Origin of the sequence: Crocosphaera chwakensis CCY0110 (genome assembly GCF_000169335.1) — a bacterium.
In the GTDB taxonomy this organism is placed as follows: domain Bacteria; phylum Cyanobacteriota; class Cyanobacteriia; order Cyanobacteriales; family Microcystaceae; genus Crocosphaera; species Crocosphaera chwakensis.
The window spans coordinates 25,707-49,273 of sequence record NZ_AAXW01000032.1 but is presented as its reverse complement, the minus strand read 5'-3'; the positions used below and the strand labels follow the sequence as shown (position 1 = coordinate 49,273).

Genomic DNA, 23,567 nt, shown 5'->3' with positions numbered 1-23,567 from the left:
TAATCTATACCGTGGGATTTTACGAAGGAACTGACTGTTTACTATTTTTCTACTTATCTAGATTGTCAAAAAATAGTTATTAATCTAAACTCTATAAATATTAACTAATTCTTTTCTAATTTAATAAAAATGTTTTTAAAAATAATTAATAAACAAAAATTAATCTATATTGCACTCCTATTAGTCTATCTGGTTTTAGCAATAGTTATTGTTCCGATGATCGTTCCTCTTAAAGAAGAATTTCAATTTAATCTTGATGAAGGACTGGTATTGATGAGGGCTTTACTTTACGGTGAAGGTTATGCGCCTCATGTAGAGATTTGGAGTGATCAACCTTTTCTTTTCCCAGCTTTACTTTCATTTTGGTTAACTATATCTGGAAAATCTATTTTATCGGCTCGTCTTTTGACGATAATCTTTTCAGCTTTACTGATCTGGTTTTTCTTTGAAATAATTCGTCTTAATTTAGGTATATTTCCTGCTTTCATTGGTTCTTTATCATTGGCTGCTTCATCAGGATTTATAAGGTTTAGTAGTGCTATCATGATTGGAATTCCCTCTTTATCTTTAGCTGTAATTTCAATTTATTTTTTATTTATTTATAAAAAACTAAAGAAAAAATATTTATTAGCCATTTCTAGCGTTTGTTTTGCTTTATCTTTGCAAATAAAGTTTTTTACAATATTATTAATTCCAATTATTTTGATTTTTATAATCATTTACAAACCAGAACAAGTCAAAAAAAAGGATATATTAGCTAATGGATTGCTTTGGTTAATCATTTGTGTAATAGTTTTCATATTTTTAGCATTCTTGTTTAATGAACTAAGCTATGAACAGCTTATTTTAACTCATTTTGGGGACAAAATAAAAACTGAACTTTCAAGTGAAAGCGGTTTTTCGCTTTTAAGTAGAATGATTAGAAAAAAGGACTTTGATTTATTTTATTTATCTATTCTAGGTGTATTCGTTGTTTTTGTAAAACGTAGATGGGAAGGTTTATTTCCGGTTGCTTGGTTAGGAACAGCATTTTTACTAATTATTAATCATCACCCAGTTTGGCCACATCATTATTGTTTAATTGCTATTCCTATGGCTTGGTTAGCAGCTTATGGTTCGGTTCCTTGTGTAAATTTTTTTAAACAACGTAAATATTTACTGAAGCCAAAACAAATAAAAATTAATAATTATATTTTAGGAATTATTTCACTAGGGTTAATTATATTTGCATTGATCAACCTTGAACCTAAAGTTTCTAAAGATATTCCTAGTCTTCAACAAGATTATAGTGAACAATTTGCCTTGGTTGATCGTCTGTCCGAAAATAAAAATTCAACACAATGGCTGTTTACAGATGTTCCTATTTATGGATTTTATGCTGATTTAGTGGTTCCTCCAGAAATTGCTGTTTTTTCTATGAAACGACTTAAAACTAAACAAATAACTCAAGCGCAAGTATATGAATTATTAGTAAAGTATCAACCTGAGCAAATTTTAATTGGTAGGTTTAAAGGTTTCTTTTATACATCTAGTGATATTTATTCTTATCTTAATCAATTTTATGTTAAAAGTGAGGATATTTCTGTTGCTGATCACTATGTTTTGAAATCTCTTAAATAATTAATCAGGTAATAGTAAGTGTTTGATTTGCCATAACTTTTTTTTAACCATCGATTTCTAAATAACTTTCACATAACCTAATTAAATCTTCTGTATAAGCATTGCGTTCTTTTATTTTGGTACTGATATAAATATGTCTAACTAAGGTTAAAAATTTATAGATCATAATTCTTTTTCTGCTTTCTTCTCCTGTTAGTTGAATAAAAGCTTCTTGTAATGCTATTTCTCGATCTTGTAATACTTGAAAATCCCCTAAAACCCTTAAACTGTATTCTGTAATATGAGCGATAAAATTACCAATATCTAAACTTGGATCACCATAACAATATAAATCTAAATCCAATAAATATAAACGAGAATGATTAATGATAATTTGATCGGCATAAAAGTCTCGATGAATACCTATAGAAGGAATATAAGATAAACTTTTACCTAAGCGATCGCATTCTTTTAAAATCGCTCTAATTCTACTCTTCCAATAGGGATATAATTCAATAACTAATGGTAATTTTTCGTACAAAATATGTAGTTCATTATCAATAGTATGATAATGATCTGTTTTAGCAGGAAATTTATGTAATTTATAAGCAGCATAAGCAATTTTTTCGGCAAGATCAATTCCATCTGGTTTACCTAATAAAAGGGTGGTAGTGTATCCTGGCACTTTTCGCTGTAACCACATTTTCCACTGAGGAATAACCCCAATAGGTTGGGGAACAGAAACAGTATCTAAACTGTGATCATCAAAGCCATTTTCCCAAAGATAGTTTTGAAGGTAATAACTTTTTGTATCAGTCCCTTTAAACCGTACTTTTCCAAGTAAACTAAATTCTTCTTCACCCTTAAATTGATATTCAATTAAACAGCGTTTTTTTGCTTTGTAACGAATAACTTGAATACTGGATAAAACATTATTGTTTATGATATCAGGAAAAGATTGTTTTAAAACATTTTTAACTTGATTCGGGCATAAAGCATCTTTTAGAAAGAACAAATTAGGTTCAGAGAGTAGGTTAAATGAGTCCTTAACTTGAATATTCATGATAAATTTTTCCTTATTTGTAGGGTGGGGAGTGCATTAGATTAAGTTTATTGGCCAATAGCTAATGGTTCAAAAGATTGGTTATTTTTATGACATTGAATTTTATACAATTGAGAATAAAAACCTTTTTTCTGTAGTAATTCCCAATGGCTTCCTTGTTCTAAAACTTCTCCTTTTTCTATGTACAAAATTGTGTCTGCTTGCGTGGCTAACCAAAGATCATGAGTGATTAGAAATGTCGTTCTATTCTTAGCTAATCTTTGTAAGGCTTCGATAACAGCTTTTTCACTTTTTTGATCTAATCCTGTGGTGGGTTCGTCTAAAATTAAGATGGGAGTTTGACGAATAGCAGCCCTAGCAATGGCAATTCTTTGGCGTTGGCCTCCTGATAAAGTTGACCCTCTTTCTCCTACAAACGTATCGTATTTTTGGGGTAGTTTTTTGATAAAATCATGGGCGTTAGCTAACTTAGCAGCTTCGATAATTTCTTCATCTGTAATATTATCCATCCCGTAGGAAATATTCTCTTTAATCGTAGCTGCAAATAAGAGACTTTCTTGCAAAACCACACTCATCTGAGAACGTAAAGAGTTTAACCTATAATTGCGAATATTTTGCCCATCTATAAGAATATTTCCTGACACGGGATCATACAATCTGAGTAATAAACTCATTAAGGTCGATTTTCCACTGCCAGACTGTCCCACAATGGCAATAAATTGACCCGGTTTTACGTTTAAATTAATCTTATTTAGGATAGAATGAGAATAATTGTAACCAAAACTAACATCTTGAAAGGTTATATTTCCTTTAAAAAAAGGTGCAACGACCGCATTGGGTAAATCTTGAATGTCTGGGGTTTCATCTAATATATTTAAAATACGTTCACCAGAGGCCGCAGCTTTAGCTAAACGTCCGGTATATTTGGCAAAATTTTGAATGGGTTTAAAACTATTTTTAAGGTAGGTTAAAAAGACAATTACATCCCCTGGTGTTAAGGCATCTCGTAATACTAACCATGATCCATACCATAAAATGATCGCCATTCCTAAAGCAATAATGCCATCCACCACCCGTTCTAAAGAAGCAGATAATTGTTGTGTTTGGACGCTTTGATTTAAACTTTGTTTATTTTGTCTGGCAAAGTTAGCAGCAAAAGCATTTTCTAAGGATAACGCCTGAATTAACTTAATAGCTGCCAATGACTCTGAAGCAGTGGCCGCCACTTCTCCCTCCTGTTGTCGTTGTGTCACAGAAGCAGTCCGAATACGTTGACTAAGACGACCAGATGCAAAAATGAATAAAGGGAAGGTTAACAGTGATAATAGGGTCAAATCGGCATTTAACCAAAACATAACCCCCACTGTCCCCAATAACGTCATAATACTAATAACCAGAGGAAGCGTTGCCGTTATCAAAATTTCTTGCAGACGACTTGCATCACTACTCACCCGAACAATGAGATCCCCGCTTCTGGCCTGGTTATGATAAGTCAGAGATAATCTTTGCAAATGACGATACACTTGTTCTCTAACTTGGATCATCACCCGACTGCCGACAGTGGCTAAAGAAACCGTACTCCAGTAAGCCGAAAACGCCCTTAAACCCGTAATACTGATGATTCCTAACGCACAAAGGGTTAACACCGCAAGAGGGCTTATCGCCTCGAAAATGGGCAATGAGGATTGATCTTGGATGAGAACCTGATCAAAAATAAATTTTAGCGGCCAGGGTTCGAGAATGCGTAACACCACATCCCCCGTCACAGCTAACATGGCTAACCCTAACCTTGATTTTTCCTGGCGTAAATAAGGCCAAAAACGGGCTAAAATTCGCCCTAAACTGGGAATTGTGCTTTTCAATGATTTGCTTGTCGTCATTACTGCTTTCTACCTCTCACTACGCAACTTTAATATTTATTTTTTTCCCTTCTCCCTCTGCTCCCTGTTCCCTGCTCCTTGCTCCTTTTGCTAACTTCAAAATCTTCTCTACCACCTGATCCCAGGTATAATGAGCAAGGATGGTTTTACGGGCAGATATGCCTAACTGGTGACGCAGTTGAGGCGATCGCATTAACCTGATAAAAGCTTCTGATAAGGCGTTAATATCTCCAGGGGGACACAATAACCCATTGTTTCCATGTTTAATAACGTCCCTTATTTGCCCAATATCACTGGCGACAACTGGCAACCCTGCGGCCATGTATTCATAGACTTTCAGAGGGGAAAAATAGAACTTATCTAGGGGTGGATAAGGGGCAACCGCTACATCCATTTGTTCTAATAAAAATGGGATAGCATAGGGAGGAACAGCCCCAGTTAACTGTACTGCTGAGTTTAAATTTTTCTGATTAATTTGGGTTTGTAGGCGATCGCTTTCGGGGCCTTTTCCGATAATTAATAGTCTACTTTGGGGATAATGATGATGAAATTGTTCAAAGGCATCTAATAAAATAGGTAAGCCATGCCAAGGTTTTAATGATCCTACAAAACCAACAGTAAAATAAGCATGAGATGTTATCTTTTTGGGATGAAACCGATCAGCATTGACCCCATTAGGAATAACTTTTATTTTGTCAGGGTTGTTAACATATTGACTGACATAATCTTTTACTGCATCAGACACGGCAATAATAGTTGTCGCTGCATTAAATACTTTTATGGCAACGCTTTCCGCTTCTTGTAAATGCACTAAACTACGGTGTTTTTGTTGTTCTAAAATTAAAGGTGAATTGACCTCTAAAATACCAGGAATACCTTTTTTTCTAGCATATTCTATTCCCCCATAACTCCATAAAGAATAGCGTTCATAAACCAGATCAAAAGGTTCTGCATAGTCTAAGGCTGCGTCTATTTCTGAATTCATGGATAAAGCAATTTTTTCTCTTAACCCTTGAGCAACTTTCGGAATGGGTAATAATTCATGTAATTTTACGCCTTGTAAATCATCAGGTTTATCATCACTAAACCGAGGACTAAATAGATGGACTTGATGATTTTGTTTTAAAAACCCTCTAAGAATTTCTTGGACATGAATAGAACATCCTTTTTGTCCGAAAACAGGAATACCTGAATCTGCACAAACATAAGCAATACGCATCATTAATTACCTCTTAATTCTTTCTGTAGGGTGGGCAATGTCCACCTAATCTTTCTTATTAGAAGTTGACTGAAATAACTTCCTTAAAGTTGCAGCATTTTCCTCAATATTAAACTCAGTTTCCATCAAATTTCTAGCCTTTTCTGCTAACTGAACTCTCATATTTTCACTGGTTAATAAGGTTCGCAATGCTATGGCCAAAGCTTCTGAATTATTTTGAGGAATAATTAACCCTGTTTCTTCATGTTTAATCATTTCAGGTATCCCCGTAACATCCGTTCCAATACAGGGAGTTCCTAAAGCCATTGCTTCTAATAATACAGTTGGTAAACCGTCCCTATTACCGTCTTTTCCAATAATATAAGGGGCAGCAAAAACAGCACTCTCTTGAATTAGCTTAAAAACCTCATTTTGAGGCCGCGGACCAATAATTTCAACACAGTTATCTAACTTTAATATTTCAATTTGCTGCTTTAATTCTGTTTCTAAGTTACCCGTCCCAACAATTTGACAATAAAACTCACAACCCCACTGTTTTAATAAAAAACAGGCATCAATTAATACAGAAGTTCCTTTTTTTTCTACCAAACGTCCTACTGAAATGATGCGAGGAGGACGATTTTTCGGAGATTGATAATTAAGTTGTGATAAATTCAATCCATTGTAAATTTTCTGAACTTTATCAGCCACTTTTCCATAAATTTGTTGCAAGTATTGTTGATTATAATCACTCACAGTTACAACAGTCGAAGCATCCCTAAGTTTTCGGGTCATATCATCAATATCTACACTTTCATGAAAAATATCTTTAGCATGAGTTGTAAAGGTATAAGGAACATCCGCAAAGTGAGATGCCAAGCGGGTTACACTGGTAGCAACTGAACCAAAATGAGCGTGTAAATGGGTAATTCCTCTTAATTTAACTTCTCTGGCCAACCAAGCAGCTTGATAAACCGTACTAGCTGCTTCTCCTTGTGCCATAGATAGTTTACTCCAGAAATTAGGAACTAATTTACCTAACTCTTGTAATTCTGCCCAAAAATAGCTAGCTGCCGTCGGAGATAAACTATTAAGAGACTCACTAACCCGCCCCTGCATAGGTTTACGAATATAAGTTACAGAAGCGCAAACTTGAGAAATACAGTTTTGAAAATGGCTGTCACAAGGGGGACGCAGGGCAAAAATATCGATATTTAATCCCGCTTTTTCATGAGCTAAAATTTCATTAACCACAAAGGTTTCTGAATAACGGGGATACCGTTTAACCACATAACCAACACGCATAAATTAAGTTCCTCACTCACTAAGTTTACTGTTTGAAAAAGGTTCTACTTTTTAGCTGACTTTTAGAAATCTAGGGTCATTTTCTCGTAGCATTTCTCCTAAATATTGGGGAATACGGTGTAATCCTCTAAAATCAATGTTTTCATGGACGTTAGGTTTAACAACATCTTGACATAACCACTGACTTAAAGCCTCAGCGTTAACATTATGAGGATGTAACATATCCACTAACCCTAATGCTTGTAACCGTTGCGCCCGAATTAACTGTTCTTCTCTGGGTTTAATACGAGGAACAATTAACGCCCGTTTCTCAAAAGATAAAATTTCACAAGTGGTGTTATAGCCTCCCATTGCTACCACAAAATCTGCTTTTTGTAACCATAAAGTAGGTTCAGAAACATAATCTAATACCTGTAAATTAGGTCTATTTTTTGCTTCATGATGTAACTGTTGACGAAGTTGACTAGGCATCAAAGGCCCTGTTATGATAATTCCATGACTATTGTAGGGTAGCTCTGCTTGGGCGAACCCTTTTGCTAATTGATAACCGTCTTGTCCTCCACCTACCAAACAAAGGGCTAGACGTTCAGATTTTTGGGTTATGGGCTGTTTTTCCTCAGATTTTGCATAGTTTAAGCGATCGCGTTGGTCTAAATACCCTGTGTAACGAATTTTAGCTGCAACTTCAGCAGAAAAATGGTACTCTTTAACGAGATCGTAAACATTAGGATCACCATAAATCCAAACATTATCATAGTAACGGGCGATCATCTCTTCATTTTTAGCTTTCTTCCAACTTGGGATAATGACCTCTGGTTGATCTAAAATATCCCGTAACCCAAGGATACAGTGAGTTTTACCCTGGTTACGTAAATATTTCAAAGTACGATCTAATTCTCCCATAGCTCCTCTGGGAACATTATCCACAATGAAGACATCCGGCTGAAAATTCTTGATAGTTGCACGGATAACCTGTGATCGCAGTTTAATGATATCATCGAGGGACATATCCAAGCGACGGGCTTGATATTGACCGTCTTTGGTCTTATATAAAGCAGGTAAAGTAATATATTCAATGTTTGGATGAGTTCCCACCTTGGTCATGTCACTCATTCCACTGATCACGAGGATATCTGCATTAAGGGCAGAATGGGCTAAACTTTGGGCAATTAAAAGATTTCTACGTTTATGGCCTAAACCCATTGTATCGTGGGAATAAAGGGCAATTCTGAGCTTTTGGATTTTTTTGGGGTTAGGTAAGGATTGAAGCGTGATATTCGGCTTTTTCAGCGTAGTTAACGGCATAATTTGAGGAAGGTGTAACACGAGTGGGTGGACAAAAAAGAGGGGTTTGAAGAGAATTTATATGGTCAATATTTATGGCGTTATTAAATACGGGATAACCTGGTCTTAGTATAAGTTCACAAAACTTGATATGTCAGTCCCAAAATTTAGGGAAAAAAAATCCCTCCAAACCGAGGGAAACGGTTACATAGTTCTATTTATGTCCCATTATTTCTACTTATTTCTATGTTTATTCATACCCCTCTAACTCCCCCTATCCCCCCAACCCCCCTTTTAAAGAGGGGCAACAGGGAACTCCCAATGTTCACTAATAACTGATGACTGGTAACTGGTAACTGTTCACTGATTTAGTAGCTAATTAAAGGAATCCATTCATAACCATCAACAATCCCCTGAAAATAATCATTAATCGCTTCTCTTGAATAAGGTGTTACTCCTGTTTCTTCTCCAAACCATTTTTCATACATTTGAACTTGTTGCGGTTGATCACTAACAATCCCTTCCATAAACTTAACTAAACTATAATTTACCATTCCTCGCCAAGCGGACTCATCTTCAGGAATCATACAAGCATAAGCTTCATACATATAAGGAAACTCTGGGACGACTTCAAATTTATCAGCATTACCATTTTCTAATCTTAATCCCTGTAAAACAATACCATCTCCTGCGATCGCTTCAATTTCTCCATTATTCAGTTTTTCTAATCCTTCATTTCTATCTTTAATAGGAACAAGAATAGCCGCCGGTTGTTGTATTTTAATGGCTTGTTCATTAGTGGTATTCGGAATAACTCCAATTCTCCGACCAGCTAGAGAATCAATTGTCCCTAAATCACTGCCTTTTTTTCTAAATATTTTTGTGCCACTTGCAAAATAACTAACTGAAAAATCGACCATTTCTTCCCGTTCCCAAGTAAAGGTAGACGAGGCACATTCGATATCAATTTCTCTATTTTTAACTTTATCAAAACGATTTTGTGGGGTAACTTCTACTAATTTTAGTTGAATAGGTTTACCTAATTTCTTTTCAATATCTTGACGAATAATTTCTAAAACATCAATAGAATAGCCGACCCATTCCCCCTCATCATTGATGTATGCAAAAGGAATAGCATCTTTACGAGTTCCTGCGGTAATGACCCCTGTTTCTTTAATTTTTTCTAGAATTTCTCCAGCCCAACTTGCATTTTGAGAAGTGGCAGCTAATAATAATGTTAAGACCAATAAAACAAATTTTTTCCTCATCACTGTTTTCCTCAGACTATCTTAAGGTTAAAGACTACAAAAAAGTCAACTAAGTTTCAAATAAATTCCCTTCTATCAAAGAAATTCTCTTTAATAATTGATGACCGATAATTTTATTTTTGTTCAGACAACCATGAACCTTTTTATTATTGCCTATTCTCAGTTATTTAAGTTATATTCTCCTAATATCCACAAGTTGTGCGATGACTGACAATAGAAAACAGATTTGTTATGGTAAAAGTCTACAGACATAAAGGATTAACGTCACTGTGAGTTCTAATAATCTACCGAAAACCACCGCTTATGTCCGTATTACTCAGCAATCTTGGCAACAAGGGCAAATGGAAGGAGAAGTAAGGGCCGCAGAATATCAATGGCGGTTTAAATGGCATTTTCGTCAGGGACAATTATCAGTACAACCGTCTTTAGGACGTGCGTTGATTTATGAACCTTTGGGACGGTTTTTGGAACGATCTGATTATCAATTAGAACCTGGGGGAGATTATGAATTTACCCTGCGATCGCAGCTTTAATCTTTGTCTTTTTATTAAAGAATTTAAGATAATTAGATAATACAAGATTAATTTTCATTGACACTTGTTCAGAGTCTGTTTAAAAATCTCACTTAACTTGTGATTTCGCTTACAGTCATACAATGAAATCAAATTTATTCTGGATATTATATAGATATTGTATCTAAAGTAATTCTAATGTTTGTGTGAAAAAGATGACTAAGTCTACTATTTTGTCCAGTATCTGTACCAAAAGTCTTACTCAAGTCTTACCTTCTTGTAGCATTTCTATATTAGTCTTATCTGGCTATTTTTATATTGTGTTTGGTGGCTTAATGATCGGGTTTGGTAGTGCAATATTTTATCAAGCGTTACGATCAAGTCAGGAACAAAAATCACAAGAAATCTTTGTCGCTACATCCACTCATATTCACAGTCGTTAGTCTTCCTCTAATTCTGGCCACAATAAACGTAAAGCCATCATAGCAAAGCCTATGGCTGCCATCGCTTTTAATACTTTAGTGGGTAAAAATTGGGCAATGGTTCCTCCCGCGATCACCCCTAAGAAACTGGCTAAAATCAAGGCGGTAATTGAACCAAAAAAGACCGCACGCGGTGACTTAGAACTTCCCCCTAAAGCGATCGCTGCTAGTTGACTTTTATCACCGATTTCTGCTAAAAAAACGGTAATAAAACTTAAGCTTAATAATTGCCAATCCATAATTAATTTACCTTTAACTGTTTAAAATATCCCCTATCAGTAACCCTGTAATCATTAATAATAACAAAGCTACCGCTATATCTAAAGTTTTTGGAGATAAACGACGGGCTAACCAATAACCAATTAATACCCCTAATAAGCTAGTAGCAATTAATGCCAATGCTGCCCCTGCAAACACCACCCAAGGTGACTGAGATTCTGCACTAATTAATAAAGTTGCTAATTGGGTTTTATCCCCCATTTCTGCTAAAAATATTGTAATAAAAGTTGAGCTAAAAACAGTCCAAAAACTCCAGGATTTTTCATTTTTTAATTTATCGTCAGAAGGCAAATTTTGCTCATTTTCAGGTTTAGTTTTTTCAGCAATATTCATAATCAAAGGTTACTTAATTATCAATTTTAATGATTAATTATTGACTATCTTGATAAGCCATACCATTTGCTTCTGCGTAACGTTCCATAAAACGCATAAAACGATCCCAATGATCGTCTTTTTCAATCTCAAATCCACATCTAACTTCTTTCAATTCATCCCCTTCATCCCCTCCCCAGATAATTTTCAAGGAAGATGGTGTAACACTAATTTCCCCCTCAGAATCAATTAAACGTAAATCTCCATAGGTTTGTGTTGTATAACTTCTAAACCGTTCTAACGATTTTAAATTCTCAAAAATCATTAAGACATTACGAATTCCTGTTTGTTTACTTCGTCGTAACCTAACATTACTTAATTCTTCAGAAATGCCCACAAAAAATTCAATAGAAGGAGTAACATCACTCATAGTAAATTTTTTTTATTTATGAAAAACATCAATTAAAATTAGAGAAGGAAACCGAGAGATTAAACTCATTTTGTTTCCTCCTAATGCTTATCTCTTACTCAGCTTCTCCTCCTTGAATTTTGAGCATGAGAAAGCCCCAAGCTAAGCCAAAAAGAACTAAAACTATTAAGATAACGGCCCCGTTAAACATCATGCTTTCAGCAGTCATTTTTGTTCTCCTAATTAAATGGATAAATATTAATAATTGCCTGACAGTTTTAGCTTATCATTGAAGTTACCCTTACAGTAAAGGCTTATTAATTTTAGCTAAATTTAACCCATCATCGTTATAAGTATTGTAAAACACCAAGGTAAAATCACAAGATGCAATCTTCCGACTCTCTACAGCGTCAACGTCCTCATTTAGCCTTAACGATGGGAGATCCCGCCAGTATTGGACCAGAAATTATTCTCAAAGCATTAGTTGATCCCAGTCTGACCCAAACTTGTGATCTAACCGTTATCGGAACGCGATCACTACTTCATCAAACCTATCAGCAATTATACTCAACTGGACAATCCCTAGCTGATCCGGATAGTTTATCCATGATAGACATTCCCCTCGACCTCCAGACCATCCGCCAGATTATTCCAGGGTGCGGTAATGCTGCCAGTGGAAAAGCTAGTTTTATGTATCTAGAGACAGCGATCACTCATACCCTTGAGGGTAAGTTTCAGGGTATCGTCACGGCCCCTATTGCCAAGTCTTGTTGGAAGTCCGCCGGCTATCATTATCCTGGACAAACAGAAGTCTTAGCCCAAAAAGCTAAAGTTAATCGCTTTGGAATGTTATTTGTCGGGCGATCGCCTTATACGGATTGGACATTAAGAACGTTATTAGCGACTACCCACATTCCTTTAAATCAAGTTTCTCAGACGTTAACTCCTGAATTAATGTCTCTCAAGTTAGAGTTATTAATTAACTGTTTGCAACAGGATTTTGCTATTAACAATCCTAAAATTGTTATCTCAGGATTAAACCCCCATAGTGGGGAAAATGGACAATTAGGGACAGAAGAAAAAGATTGGTTATTGCCTTGGCTAGAAATAGCAAAAAGCGAATATCCAGACGTAGAATTACTGGGCTTAGTCCCCCCTGACACCATGTGGGTAAAACCTGCCAAAGCTTGGTACGGCAACTCTTTGAAAGTGGGACAAACCGGCGATCCTTCTAGAGATCAACCCACATTAACGATGAAGAATCCAGCCGATGCTTATTTAGCTTTATATCACGATCAAGGGCTAATTCCTGTTAAATTAATGGCTTTTGATCAAGCGATTAATACTACCATTGGTCTCCCCTTTATTCGTACTTCTCCTGATCATGGAACTGCCTTTGATATTGCTGGAAAAGGCATTGCTAGAGATACCAGTCTTAAAGCGGCCATCAATTTAGCTGCTGAGTTAACTCAGCAAAAATTAAAGTAAATTTACTGAAATTATGACTTAAAATAACACATCTGATGTGATCAAGATCACCTTTTTAGTAGGGTTGCGATCAATGGAAAGGACAAATTCATCATTCATAATTAATAATAACTTGAGTAGCGATTTAAGTAATTATCCCATTCCTCTCTCCTTTCTTGCTGTTCCCATGCCCTATTTAACAGAAAAAAAACAAAATATACAACATATCTTAGTATTTAATTTGACCTATGGTGAGCGAGTTTTTTACCTTAATGAACCTCAATATTTGATCGGACGATATCCTAAAAATTCTATTGTTATCAATGCTGAAGGAATTTCTAGAGAACACGCTACTCTTATCAAGCAAACTCCAAATGATCATCACTTTTCTTATCTTATTATAGATGGGACAATTGAGAGAGGGAAAAGTAGAAATGGAATTAGGGTTAATGGTAATAAAATTAATCAATGTGAACTAAGACATGGAGATGTTATCTACTTTACGAAAGAGATAACAGCCCATTATTATATTATTGATCAAAAAAGTCAAGAATTTATTGAAAATTTAACCCCTAATGTTTTTTCGACTGCTACATCTTGTGATTATAAAAATATTTCCACTGAGACACAAATTATTGAGCATCCCATCAAAAAACCAACTTTATCCGAGATAACCAATCTCGCTTCTGTTGTAGAACTGAGTCCTATTCCCATTATTGAAATTAATAATCAGGGAGTTATTACATACTTGAATCCTTCCGCTAATTTAAAATTTCCTGACTTAGAAAAAGCTCAAGTTCGGCATCCTTTACTAAAGGGATTGATTGAAAAGGCAAACTACAATAATGGTAGTTTAGTCATTCGAGAAGTTGACATAAAAGATCAAAGTTTTGAACAGCATATCCATTATTTAACCAAAGAAAAACTCATCAGAAGTTATATTTTTGATATAACTCAGCGTAAACAAGCAGAAATGCAACTGAAATATCATGCTTTTCATGATAGCTTAACAGGATTAGCCAATCGTGCTTTTTTTGATCAACATATTTCTTTAACAATAAAAAATTGTGAACGTTATAATAAATTATTAGCTATTTTATTTATAGATATTGATAATTTTAAAAATATCAACGATACATTAGGTCATGGTATTGGCGATCGCATTTTAAACTGTTTTGCTCAACGATTAACCTCCCAAGTCCGAAAAAGTGATCTCGTTTGTCGCTGGGGAGGAGATGAATTTGTAGTTATTCTTTCAGAGATACAAGATCCCGACCAATCAGCTAAATTTGCTAAAAGATTACTCAAGACTTTTGAACATCCATTAACTATAGAAAGAAATCAAATTTATTTAAAATGTAGTATAGGAATTGCTTGTTATCCTGAAGATGGAAAAAATGCAGAGATACTTCTCAAAAATGCTGATGCTGCTTTATCTCGTACGAAAGAATCAGGACGAAATCATTATCAATTTTATAACCCAGAAATGAGTTTAGAAATTGCTGAGAATTTTGCTCTAGAAACTCAACTTCATCAAGCTATCAAAAATGAAGAACTAATCCTACATTATCAACCACAAATTAATATTAAAACAGGTCAAGTTTACGGTTTAGAAGCTTTAGTTCGCTGGAAAAGTCCTAACCTAGGATTGGTTGGACCGAATAAATTTATTCCAATTGCAGAAAAAACAGGTTTAATTCTTCCTGTGGGGGAATGGGTACTAAAAACCGCTTGTCAACAGAATAAAAAATGGCAACAAATGGGGTTACCTCCTGTGAGAGTTGCTGTTAATTTATCAGCACAACAATTGCAGCAACCAGACCTAATTAAAACTGTAGAAAAGATATTAGACTTGGTTGGATTAGAGCCTCAGTGGTTAGAATTAGAAGTAACAGAATCGATATTGATGAAAAATACAACTTTAGCTAGTCAAACGTTACATGAATTAAGAAATATGGGAGTTTATATTTCTATGGATGACTTTGGAACAGGATACTCATCTTTAGGTTACTTAAAAAAATTTCCCTTTGATACCCTAAAAATCGATCAAAGTTTTGTGAGAGAACTTAACCAAAATCCTGAAGATATATCCATTATTTCTGCTATTATGACCCTAAGTCGTGGATTTAATATGAGAGTGATTGCTGAAGGAGTAGAAAATCAAGAACAGTTAAACTTACTTCAACAATTGGACTGTGAAGAAATGCAAGGATATTTCTTTAGTCATCCTCTAACTCAAGAAGAAGTATTAAATTATTTACTCAGTTTTAATCAACAAAAATATTTAATTTTTCCCTAATCTTAATCGGTATCAAAATTTTGATTTTTTTCTATCCCACTTCTTACTAAAAATATTATGAATACTCATGAAAATGATCCTCAGCAAAACCGCCATCTAATCGTTATTGAAGATCAAAAATATCGGCAAACCATTTCTTTAGAAGAAGAAACCTATTCTATTGGCAGACACACAAAGAATTCTATTGTCATTCATTCTCAACAAGCTTCCCGTCGTCATGGTACATTGATGAAACGAAAAAATCGACGTAATAATACTTATTCTTATTGGATTATTGACGGAGATTTAGATGGCAATAAAAGTCGTAATGGCATTTATATTAATGGAGAACAATGCTTGATCAAAGAGTTAAAAAACGGAGACTTAATTAATTTTGGTTGTGAAGTCAATGCTACTTATTACGAAAGTTATGAATGGTTCAATACAGTTACTGATATTACTAAAAATAAACCTCAGCAATTAACTAATGATTCTTCAGAGGTTGATAGTCAGTCTGTCCTATCAAACCCTCCTCTTGATGTCAACTGTGAATCTCAACTCGTTAATCCTAAAGATACCCTTGAAGCTCAAGAATATCAAGATACATTAACCAAATTACCGAACAGAATTTTATTTAAAGAATACTTATTTAATTCCCTGAAAAATGCCAAGCAATATCATACATCAGTGGCCATACTTTTATTAGATATTAACCACTTCAAAGCCATCAATAAAAACTGGGGTTATCCTGTTGGTGATAAAATTCTAGTGGAAGTAGCTCAACGACTTAAATCTACTTTGAGGGGTAGTGATATTGTTGCTCGTTGGGGAGATGATGAGTTCATTCTTTTATTACCGAAAATTAATCATGGAGATGATATTGAAAAAATCACTCAAAGAATTTTGAAAAATGTTAGTCAACCCCTAATATTATCTGAAACACCATTATACTTAGAATATAGTTTTGGTTGTGCTGTTTACTCTAAAGATGGCGAAGATAGTCACACTTTTTTACAAAAAGCAGAAATTGCGTTATTCAACCATAAAAAGAAAGCAATATTATCGAATAAAAAACATCATTTAACTATCGATCCTAAAGCCTCTAAATTATTAAAAGCAAAAACTGCGCTAAAACAAGCATTAAACCAGCAGGAATTAGAACTTTATTATCAACCACAAATTAAAATCAAGACAGGAGAAATATCTGGATTTGAGGCACTGGTGCGATGGAATCATCCAGATTTAGGTCAAATTAATCCCCAAAAATTTATTCCTATCGCTGAACAAACTGATTCAATTTTAATGATAGGAGAATGGATTTTAAGGGAGGCTTGCCGTCAAACTAAAGCTTGGCAAGACATGGGTTTACCGAATTTTATTATATCGGTTAATCTTTCTCCGTTACAAATAAAAGATCCTAATTTTGTCAATATTATTAAACAAATATTACAAGAAACACGACTTGATTCCCATTGGCTTGAATTGGAAATAACAGAAAAAGCTATTCTTGCTAATTCAGAACTTTCTCATCAAGTTTTACAAGCGTTAAGACAATTGGGGGTTCATTTATCGATGGATGATTTTGGAACCGGTTATTCTTGTCTGAATCATCTGTCCAAATTTCCCTTTAGTACATTAAAAATTTCCCAATCTTGTATTCAAGAACTTATAGACAAACCAGAAACTATCGCTATTATTTCAGCAGCTATTGCTTTAGGAAACAGTTTAGATTTACGGGTTATTGTAGAAGGGGTTGAAACCCATAAACAACTTGATTTATTGCAACATTTAGGTTGTCGAGAAGCTCAAGGTTATTTATTAAGTCAACCCTTAACTAATATCGAAGCAACTCAATTTTTAAACCTTTCTCAAGATTCAAAAGTTTCTTGTTGATTGAGATTGAAATAAAGATTTTTTGAGAAAAAAGCCTTTTTTTGATAATAAAAGTGCCTTTGTAGTATGATCATAAGGGTCACCTTTATTGTTCACAATGATTGTCTCAGTCTATTAATCATTAACAAAAAATGTCTGAAGCGAGTTATGATAACCCTTTAAACTTTCACGACTTAGACGAAGCTCTAATTAATTTTGATGAAATTCAAGAACAATTAAACTATCAACAAGCACAAGAGAGTCTGAGAAATTTAGTTAATCATTTAGATTTAACCGCTCAGGAACAAACAGGGTTAGAAAGAGAGTTAAATAATCTCACAGAAATGTTAGAGAAATTAGAGCATTCTCTGGTACAAATTGCTGCCTTTGGCATGGTAGGAAGGGGAAAATCCTCCGTTTTAAATGCTCTATTGGGGGAAGACATTTTTAAAACAGGGCCCCTTCATGGGGTCACTCAAGCCATTGATACAGCTTCATGGACATTAAAACCAGATGATAATATACAAGGTTTACAAACAGTCGCTTTATCAGGATGGGGACAGTCTCAAATAGAGTTAATTGATACTCCTGGTATTGATGAGGTTGATGGGGAAACCAGGGAAATATTAGCCCATCAAATGGCTAAACAAGTGGATTTAATTCTCTTTGTCATTTCAGGAGATATGACCAAAGTAGAATTTGAGGCTTTATCTCAGTTACGAGAAGCAGGAAAACCGATTATTTTAGCCTTTAATAAAATTGATCAATATCCAGAAACCGATCGCTTAGCTATTTACCAAAAAATACGAGACGATCGCGTTAAAGAATTACTCTCTCCTGATGAAATTGTCATGATTGCTGCTTCTCCATTGGTGACAGAAATTAGTCAGGATAATCAGGGAAATATAAAGCAACAAAAAAGAAGAGGAAAGGCTCAAGTTGAGGCATTGAAGTTAAAAATCTTAGAAATCTTGCATCGCGAAGGTAAATCCTTAGTGGCTCTCAATACCATGTTATACGCTGATGAAGTTAATGAGCAGATTGTAGCCCGTAAATTAGAAATTAGAGAAAAAGCAGCTAATCAATTAATTCATAAAGCTACCATGACTAAAGCCATGGCCATTGCTTTAAATCCTGTGACAGTGGTTGATTTATTAACTGGAGCGGTGGTAGATGTGGCTATGATTTTAGCGTTATCTCGTCTTTATGGTATTCCCATGACTCAACAAGGAGCGATCGCACTCTTACAAAAAATTGGGGTCAGTATGGGGGGTATTAGTGCCACTGAGTTTTTGACTTCTTTGGGTTTGAGTTCTCTTAAAGGAATGTTAGGGTTAGTCATTCCGACAACAGCCGGACTGTCTTTACTTCCCTATCTCTCCATTGCCATGACTCAAGGTAGTGTAGCCGGAGTGTCTTGTTATGCCATTGGGCAAGTGACTAAACGTTATTTAGCCAATGGAGCAGCCTGGGGACCTGAAGGACCGAAAACAGTGGTTAAACGGATTTTATTATCCCTGGATAAAACTTCAATCCTAAATCGTATTAAGTGGGAATTGGGAGCTAAATTAAAACGGGTTAAAAACTAGAGCAATAGGGCTTATTTTTAGTCCCATAATTCAAAATCTTTAAGATGACTGGTCAACTCTTGAACTCTATTGGCATAGGTATGTTCAGAGAGGGTTCTTTGTTGAGCTTTTTTACCAATTTCGATAGCTTTTTGAGGATTATTTAAAAGATATTTGATTTTTTCTACACATTCCTCTAAAGAAGAAAAGGTGACAATTTCTTCATCTGGTTTAAAAAGTTCACGGGTATCGTCACTGGCTTCTGTTACGACACAAGTCCCCATTCCTGTTGCTTCAAACAGTCTTTTCGCTGAAAAAGAACGGCCCGCAATACCAATATTTTTATGAATCACAATTAAATAGGAAGCGTAAGTTTTATAGAGTTCTTCCCCCCAAACCGAATGATGATAATTTTGACGCAAAGGATTATCTTTTGAGAGTAAATCAACCCCTGAACCATAAAAATCAATGTCAACCTGACGAGATAATTGATCTAAAAATAAAATTCTTTCTAAATGACTTTCCGATAAACTACCAATAAAGCCAACTTTAGGAATTTTTTCTGTCGGAAGAGATACTTTTTGTAAGATACGTTGATCAAAAGCATGGGGCATATGGGCCGCGTTAAAACCACGAATTTGGAAATACTTAGCTAAGTTAGGAATGCCCGATAAAATTAAATCAAAATGACTATATGGTATTCCCATATTTAAAGGGCAAGCCCACCATAAAATAATATGTTTTACATAATTTCGCCATTCTTGAAGCTGCTTTTTTGTAATGGGAACTCCCGAAAAAATCCAGAGAAATTTTGGTCGCCATTCTTTAATTTGTTCCGTTAAAATTTTATTAATTGCCCAAGGTTCAGGATTATTTTTTAAAAAACGTCGCCAATACCACTGTAAATATGATTTATCTGACCATTGTGGAGGAACCCAAACGCCATTTTCTACAGCCCATTTATATTGAAGGGGTACGCAAGTGGGAACAATTTGCTGTACATTATATCCCTGGTCTGAAAATGCTTTTAGATAGGTATCTCCATAGTAAATCTGCTTAGTAAATAAAGCTTGAGAACAGTCTTTATAGTTAAGAGAAGAAACTTGGGGATCTCTTTTGATAGCTTTTGTATAGGAACCTTGGTAATTTTCCATTAGGAGAAGGAAATCAAGGCTTTTTTGATTTGAGTTGAGGTCTGATTGGATATTCATTGATTAATATTTACGATATCGTAAGTAATCTTCTAATGTAACAATTAATTAAAGTCAATCAAGCAAGTTTCATCACTTCTAGTAACTGTTTCTTCTCTTTTTCCCAACTAAAACATTCTTTTACTCGTTGCCATCCTGCTAATCCCATTTGTTGTCTTAAATCAAAATCTTGAGCTAATGCTAAAATATTTTGTGCCATTTCTTTAACATTTCCTTCATCGACTAATAACCCTGTTTCTCCTTCTAAAACTGACTCAGGAATTCCTGCGTGTCTAGTAGAAATAACAGGTAGACAGTATCCCATAGCTTCTAAAATTGCAACAGGTAATCCTTCTTCATCGCCACTATCAGGGTCAACAATACTATGCTGCAAAAATATATCAGCTTTTTTCATTAACTGCAAGACAAATTCATTCGGTTGCTTGCCATGAAGAATAACTTTATCTTCTAGTTGAAAGGCACGAATAAATTGTTGAACTGCAGGCAGTAAATCTCCTGTACCTACATAATCAAGTTGTAAATTAGGATAATTTTTAGTCGCCCTACGAAAAGATTCTAATAATAAAATGGGTGCTTTTTTTCCTACCATTCTCCCCACAGCAAGACAACGAATCAACTCATTTTTTTGTCTTTTTATCGCTTCATTCGGAGTATCAACACCATAAGGAATAACATGGATTTTATGTTCTTCAATACCCAGATCAATTAATCGTTTTCGACTGATTTTGTTCATGGTAATAATTCCGGCAGCTTGTTGATATTGTTTATATCTTTTTCGCCATTTTTCTTGACGTAAATAAATAGAAACATCTGCCCCGTGAGCATGAGCAAAATAAGGAATATCTAATTTTTGAGCTATTTTAAAGTAGGAAAAAGTATAGTTTAAGTATTCTCCTAAAATAACTTGAACTTGATGATCTTGAAAAAAGTTTTGAATAGCTAAATTGATTGATTCTTGATTAGACTGCTTAAATAATTTTCGGGCTAGATAATTTTTTAATCCTAATTTAAGACCTGTTACTTCGATATTATTAATAACTAAAGAAGGAGCATCTACAGTCCAATAGCCACAATAAGGTTTTTTGTTATTATTAGCAACAATAACAACTTTATTAGGCAATAATTCTTCCATGTGTCGTTGAATAAAAGTTTCAGAAATTGCCCCAAGATTTGGAGCGCAAATTGCTAAAGGGGTATTCATAATATAAGAAAAATATTAGTTAATATTTACGCTAAAAATTTGATTAGTTAAGATTACTTTTAGAAGTATAGCACGAGATGTTTTTAGTGTTTACAAAGTTTAGGCTAAACGTCAGTACAAAATTCGCTTTTATGGGACACAATCCATATCACTATTGTCTCTTGGGTATTGCCGAGTGTCTACTCTTATTGATAGCCTGTGATAATTGGAGTAGGTTTTACCGAGCTTTTTGTCTTGAAAGCAAGAGTTATCAGGCAATCCGCGGCCATAAAACAGACTTTTTCTAATCGTTAACAAAATTTACAACTAGGGTCTTGACGGATCTTTGATATTTGTTGTAGTCTTCTATAGTAATTAGGCTATGATTAATTTAAAAAAAATAGAATCTAGTCTATAAATAAGTTAGCAACAGACTTTTAGACCTATAGGGAGTTAAAGCGTAGGATTCAAAAGAGTTTTCACCTTTTTCTTCCTTACTAATCAATCGACTGTTCCCTGTAAATTTACGCAAATGTCTCACTAAAAGACGTTCGTCACCTACAATCAAAATATGAAAAAACCTTAATTAAGATTTAATAATTCTTCATGCAAATAACGAATCGAATTCATTTTAGAAATATCAGGGGTGATATATTTGGCGGGGTAACCGCAGCCGTGATCGCCCTTCCTATGGCCCTCGCCTTCGGGGTTGCCTCTGGTGCCGGCCCGGCTGCAGGTTTATGGGGTGCAGTATTAATCGGATTTTTCGCTGCTTTATTTGGGGGGACACCTACCCTAATCTCCGAACCGACTGGGCCAATGACAGTGGTGATGACAGCTATTGTTACAAAAATGACAGCTGCTGACCCAGAACAGGGATTATACATGGCGTTTACTGTTGTCATGTTAGCAGGAATATTTCAAATTATTCTCGGTTCTCTGAAACTGGGTAAGTATATTACCCTGATGCCCTATACAGTAATTTCTGGCTTTATGTCGGGTATTGGACTGATTTTAATTGTGTTGCAATTTGGTCCATTATTGGGAACGGAAAACCCCAAAGGAGGCGTTATTGCTGCACTGAAAAACGCGCCTGACGTTATTGGAAGCTTAAGTTCTCATACTGGCGAAGCTATTTTAGGACTGTTAGCGGTAGCAGTTTTATTCTTGATGCCTTCAAGACTGAAGAAATTTGTACCGCCTCAGTTAATAGCTTTAGTCGGCTGTACCTTAGTTTCGATGTTTTTCTTCTCAGGACAAAACATTAAAACCATCCCTGAGTTTAGTACAGGACTTCCTTCTTTAGTCGTGCCTACCTTTACCCTAGCACAAACCCAGACCATGATTGTCAACGCCCTAGTATTGGGAATGTTAGGGTGTATTGATGCCCTATTAACGGCAGTTATCGCTGACAGTTTAACCCAAACGCAACACAACTCCAATAAAGAATTAATTGGTCAAGGAATTGGTAACTTAATCTCTGGTTTATGCGGTGGTTTACCCGGTGCAGGTGCAACCATGGGAACCGTTGTGAATATTCAAAGCGGGGGACGCACTGCCCTATCAGGTTTATCTCGTGCCTTAATCTTATTAGTGGTGGTACTTTGGGCTGCTCCTTTAACTCAAAATATTCCCTTAGCAGTGTTAGCCGGTATTGCCTTTAAGGTCGGTATCGATATCATTGATTGGAAGTTTCTCAGACGCGCTCATAACCTGTCTTGGAAAGCAGCAGCTATCATGTACGGGGTAATGTTGCTAACTGTCTTCTATGACTTAATTACTGCCGTTGGTTTAGGGGTATTCGTTGCGAACATTTTAACCATCGAAAAATTAGCCGATATTCAAGCCGATCGCGTTAAAGCTATTGATCACCCTGAAGATGATACCTTAGCAACCCAAGAAGCCAAGCACTTGATGAAAGAAGCAAATGGTCGCATTCTGTTACTAGACTTAGCTGGTCCAATGAGTTTTGGTGCTGCTAAAGCCATTACCCAACGTCAGGCAATTTTAGATAACTATAAGATGTTGGTGATTGACTTAACCAATGTTCCGTTATTAGGTGTTACTGCAACCTTAGCCTTAGAAAAAACCATCGATGATGCTTACGCTAAAGGGTTAGAAGTGTTCATTATCGGGGGCGAAGGAAAAATCAAAGAAAGACTACAAAAATTCAATATCTTGGATCGAGTTCCCCATCAAAACCGTGTTAAAACCCGTGTTGCAGCCTTACAGTTAGCGGTTGCCAGTCTCAACGGATATACCATCGATCAAATTCAAAACGAGATGGGAATCAATCATTCTCATTTCCCTGAAGATGATACCAACTCAAGTAATGGTATTGTCTTCAGCGATCGCCATTCCAAATAGAGGGAGAGAAGTTTTAATGCTTCCCTCTCTTCA

The 23,567-nt window shown here is 35.3% G+C and carries 20 protein-coding genes; 8 read left to right on the top strand and 12 right to left on the bottom strand.

Annotated elements, in window-relative coordinates; all coding sequences use genetic code 11:
• The first annotated feature begins 129 nt into the window (after window positions 1-129).
• Window positions 130-1,620 (top strand): glycosyltransferase family 39 protein, encoded by a 1,491-nt coding sequence (locus CY0110_RS17845; protein WP_008276912.1) that lies wholly within the window; start codon window positions 130-132, stop codon window positions 1,618-1,620.
• 43 nt (window positions 1,621-1,663) lie between these two features.
• Here the strand turns inward: CY0110_RS17845 and CY0110_RS17840 are convergent, their stop codons facing one another.
• From CY0110_RS17840 to CY0110_RS17815, 6 genes are all read right to left on the bottom strand, one after another.
• Entirely contained in the window at window positions 1,664-2,662 is a 999-nt protein-coding gene (locus CY0110_RS17840; RefSeq protein WP_008276911.1) for a phosphotransferase, read from the bottom strand.
• A 47-nt stretch (window positions 2,663-2,709) separates the two neighbouring features.
• A complete protein-coding gene (locus tag CY0110_RS17835; protein WP_008276910.1) occupies window positions 2,710-4,542 on the bottom strand; it encodes an ABC transporter ATP-binding protein in 1,833 nt (610 codons plus the stop codon).
• 19 nt (window positions 4,543-4,561) lie between these two features.
• Window positions 4,562-5,764 carry a glycosyltransferase family 4 protein gene (locus tag CY0110_RS17830; protein WP_071943872.1) on the bottom strand — a complete coding sequence of 401 codons (1,203 nt, stop codon included), beginning with the start codon at window positions 5,762-5,764 and terminating at the stop codon, window positions 4,562-4,564.
• A gap of 42 nt (window positions 5,765-5,806) precedes the next feature.
• Window positions 5,807-7,045, bottom strand: coding sequence for a glycosyltransferase family 4 protein (locus tag CY0110_RS17825; RefSeq protein WP_008276908.1), 1,239 nt, complete (start codon window positions 7,043-7,045; stop codon window positions 5,807-5,809).
• Between the two features lie 51 nt (window positions 7,046-7,096).
• Window positions 7,097-8,371: a glycosyltransferase family protein gene (locus CY0110_RS17820; RefSeq protein WP_232285750.1), complete on the bottom strand. Its 1,275-nt coding sequence runs from the start codon at window positions 8,369-8,371 to the stop codon at window positions 7,097-7,099.
• A 326-nt stretch (window positions 8,372-8,697) separates the two neighbouring features.
• Window positions 8,698-9,597 (bottom strand): amino acid ABC transporter substrate-binding protein, encoded by a 900-nt coding sequence (locus tag CY0110_RS17815; RefSeq protein WP_008276906.1) that lies wholly within the window; start codon window positions 9,595-9,597, stop codon window positions 8,698-8,700.
• Window positions 9,598-9,866: 269 nt separating this feature from the next.
• On the opposite strand from CY0110_RS17815, the gene CY0110_RS17810 reads away from it, so the two are divergent.
• Both CY0110_RS17810 and CY0110_RS17805 read left to right on the top strand, forming a co-directional pair.
• Window positions 9,867-10,130: a DUF3146 family protein gene (locus tag CY0110_RS17810; protein ID WP_008276905.1), complete on the top strand. Its 264-nt coding sequence runs from the start codon at window positions 9,867-9,869 to the stop codon at window positions 10,128-10,130.
• Window positions 10,131-10,324: 194 nt separating this feature from the next.
• Window positions 10,325-10,552, top strand: a complete 228-nt coding sequence (locus tag CY0110_RS17805) for a hypothetical protein (RefSeq protein ID WP_008276904.1) — start codon at window positions 10,325-10,327, stop codon at window positions 10,550-10,552.
• Here CY0110_RS17805 and CY0110_RS17800 read toward each other — a convergent pair.
• The 4 genes from CY0110_RS17800 to petM form a co-directional block, all read right to left on the bottom strand.
• On the bottom strand, window positions 10,549-10,830 hold the full coding sequence (locus CY0110_RS17800; protein ID WP_008276903.1) for a TMEM165/GDT1 family protein: 282 nt from the start codon (window positions 10,828-10,830) through the stop codon (window positions 10,549-10,551). The genes CY0110_RS17805 and CY0110_RS17800 overlap by 4 nt on opposite strands.
• 13 nt (window positions 10,831-10,843) lie before the next feature.
• Window positions 10,844-11,203: a TMEM165/GDT1 family protein gene (locus tag CY0110_RS17795; protein WP_008276902.1), complete on the bottom strand. Its 360-nt coding sequence runs from the start codon at window positions 11,201-11,203 to the stop codon at window positions 10,844-10,846.
• A 37-nt stretch (window positions 11,204-11,240) separates the two neighbouring features.
• On the bottom strand, window positions 11,241-11,612 hold the full coding sequence (psb28, locus tag CY0110_RS17790) for a photosystem II reaction center protein Psb28 (RefSeq protein ID WP_008276901.1): 372 nt from the start codon (window positions 11,610-11,612) through the stop codon (window positions 11,241-11,243).
• A gap of 94 nt (window positions 11,613-11,706) precedes the next feature.
• A complete protein-coding gene (gene petM / locus CY0110_RS17785; RefSeq protein ID WP_008276900.1) occupies window positions 11,707-11,820 on the bottom strand; it encodes a cytochrome b6-f complex subunit PetM in 114 nt (37 codons plus the stop codon).
• Window positions 11,821-11,975: 155 nt separating this feature from the next.
• Between petM and pdxA the strand changes: the two genes are divergently transcribed.
• The 4 genes from pdxA to CY0110_RS17765 all read left to right on the top strand — a co-directional run bounded on the left by pdxA (window position 11,976) and on the right by CY0110_RS17765 (window position 18,797).
• The gene (pdxA, locus tag CY0110_RS17780; protein WP_008276899.1) at window positions 11,976-13,079 is read left to right on the top strand and encodes a 4-hydroxythreonine-4-phosphate dehydrogenase PdxA; all 1,104 of its coding nucleotides are present in this window, start codon (window positions 11,976-11,978) and stop codon (window positions 13,077-13,079) included.
• Window positions 13,080-13,245: 166 nt separating this feature from the next.
• Window positions 13,246-15,357 (top strand): EAL domain-containing protein, encoded by a 2,112-nt coding sequence (locus CY0110_RS17775; protein WP_035799846.1) that lies wholly within the window; start codon window positions 13,246-13,248, stop codon window positions 15,355-15,357.
• A 57-nt stretch (window positions 15,358-15,414) separates the two neighbouring features.
• Entirely contained in the window at window positions 15,415-17,229 is a 1,815-nt protein-coding gene (locus CY0110_RS17770; RefSeq protein ID WP_008276897.1) for an EAL domain-containing protein, read from the top strand.
• A 131-nt stretch (window positions 17,230-17,360) separates the two neighbouring features.
• Entirely contained in the window at window positions 17,361-18,797 is a 1,437-nt protein-coding gene (locus tag CY0110_RS17765; RefSeq protein WP_008276896.1) for a GTP-binding protein, read from the top strand.
• A 17-nt stretch (window positions 18,798-18,814) separates the two neighbouring features.
• Here the strand turns inward: CY0110_RS17765 and CY0110_RS17760 are convergent, their stop codons facing one another.
• Together CY0110_RS17760 and CY0110_RS28020 are read right to left on the bottom strand one after the other, a co-directional pair.
• Entirely contained in the window at window positions 18,815-19,930 is a 1,116-nt protein-coding gene (locus CY0110_RS17760) for a CgeB family protein (protein ID WP_157464606.1), read from the bottom strand.
• Between the two features lie 115 nt (window positions 19,931-20,045).
• A complete protein-coding gene (locus CY0110_RS28020; RefSeq protein WP_008276894.1) occupies window positions 20,046-21,188 on the bottom strand; it encodes a glycosyltransferase family 4 protein in 1,143 nt (380 codons plus the stop codon).
• A gap of 585 nt (window positions 21,189-21,773) precedes the next feature.
• Here CY0110_RS28020 and CY0110_RS17750 point away from each other — a divergent pair.
• On the top strand, window positions 21,774-23,534 hold the full coding sequence (locus tag CY0110_RS17750; protein ID WP_008276893.1) for a SulP family inorganic anion transporter: 1,761 nt from the start codon (window positions 21,774-21,776) through the stop codon (window positions 23,532-23,534).
• The last annotated feature ends 33 nt before the right edge of the window (window positions 23,535-23,567 follow it).

Coding starts and splice junctions, on each gene's coding strand:
- CY0110_RS17815 (WP_008276906.1), bottom strand. CDS start 9,597: ATGAGGAAAAAATTTGTTTTATTGGTCTTAACATTATTATTAGCTGCC.
- CY0110_RS17845 (WP_008276912.1), top strand. CDS start 130: ATGTTTTTAAAAATAATTAATAAACAAAAATTAATCTATATTGCACTC.
- CY0110_RS17775 (WP_035799846.1), top strand. CDS start 13,246: ATGCCCTATTTAACAGAAAAAAAACAAAATATACAACATATCTTAGTA.
- CY0110_RS17795 (WP_008276902.1), bottom strand. CDS start 11,203: ATGAATATTGCTGAAAAAACTAAACCTGAAAATGAGCAAAATTTGCCT.
- CY0110_RS17835 (WP_008276910.1), bottom strand. CDS start 4,542: ATGACGACAAGCAAATCATTGAAAAGCACAATTCCCAGTTTAGGGCGA.
- CY0110_RS17830 (WP_071943872.1), bottom strand. CDS start 5,764: ATGATGCGTATTGCTTATGTTTGTGCAGATTCAGGTATTCCTGTTTTC.
- CY0110_RS17750 (WP_008276893.1), top strand. CDS start 21,774: ATGCAAATAACGAATCGAATTCATTTTAGAAATATCAGGGGTGATATA.
- CY0110_RS17765 (WP_008276896.1), top strand. CDS start 17,361: ATGTCTGAAGCGAGTTATGATAACCCTTTAAACTTTCACGACTTAGAC.
- CY0110_RS17800 (WP_008276903.1), bottom strand. CDS start 10,830: ATGGATTGGCAATTATTAAGCTTAAGTTTTATTACCGTTTTTTTAGCA.
- CY0110_RS17840 (WP_008276911.1), bottom strand. CDS start 2,662: ATGAATATTCAAGTTAAGGACTCATTTAACCTACTCTCTGAACCTAAT.
- CY0110_RS17770 (WP_008276897.1), top strand. CDS start 15,415: ATGAATACTCATGAAAATGATCCTCAGCAAAACCGCCATCTAATCGTT.
- CY0110_RS17805 (WP_008276904.1), top strand. CDS start 10,325: ATGACTAAGTCTACTATTTTGTCCAGTATCTGTACCAAAAGTCTTACT.
- petM (WP_008276900.1), bottom strand. CDS start 11,820: ATGACTGCTGAAAGCATGATGTTTAACGGGGCCGTTATCTTAATAGTT.
- CY0110_RS28020 (WP_008276894.1), bottom strand. CDS start 21,188: ATGAATACCCCTTTAGCAATTTGCGCTCCAAATCTTGGGGCAATTTCT.
- CY0110_RS17825 (WP_008276908.1), bottom strand. CDS start 7,045: ATGCGTGTTGGTTATGTGGTTAAACGGTATCCCCGTTATTCAGAAACC.
- CY0110_RS17760 (WP_157464606.1), bottom strand. CDS start 19,930: ATGGAAAATTACCAAGGTTCCTATACAAAAGCTATCAAAAGAGATCCC.
- pdxA (WP_008276899.1), top strand. CDS start 11,976: ATGCAATCTTCCGACTCTCTACAGCGTCAACGTCCTCATTTAGCCTTA.
- psb28 (WP_008276901.1), bottom strand. CDS start 11,612: ATGAGTGATGTTACTCCTTCTATTGAATTTTTTGTGGGCATTTCTGAA.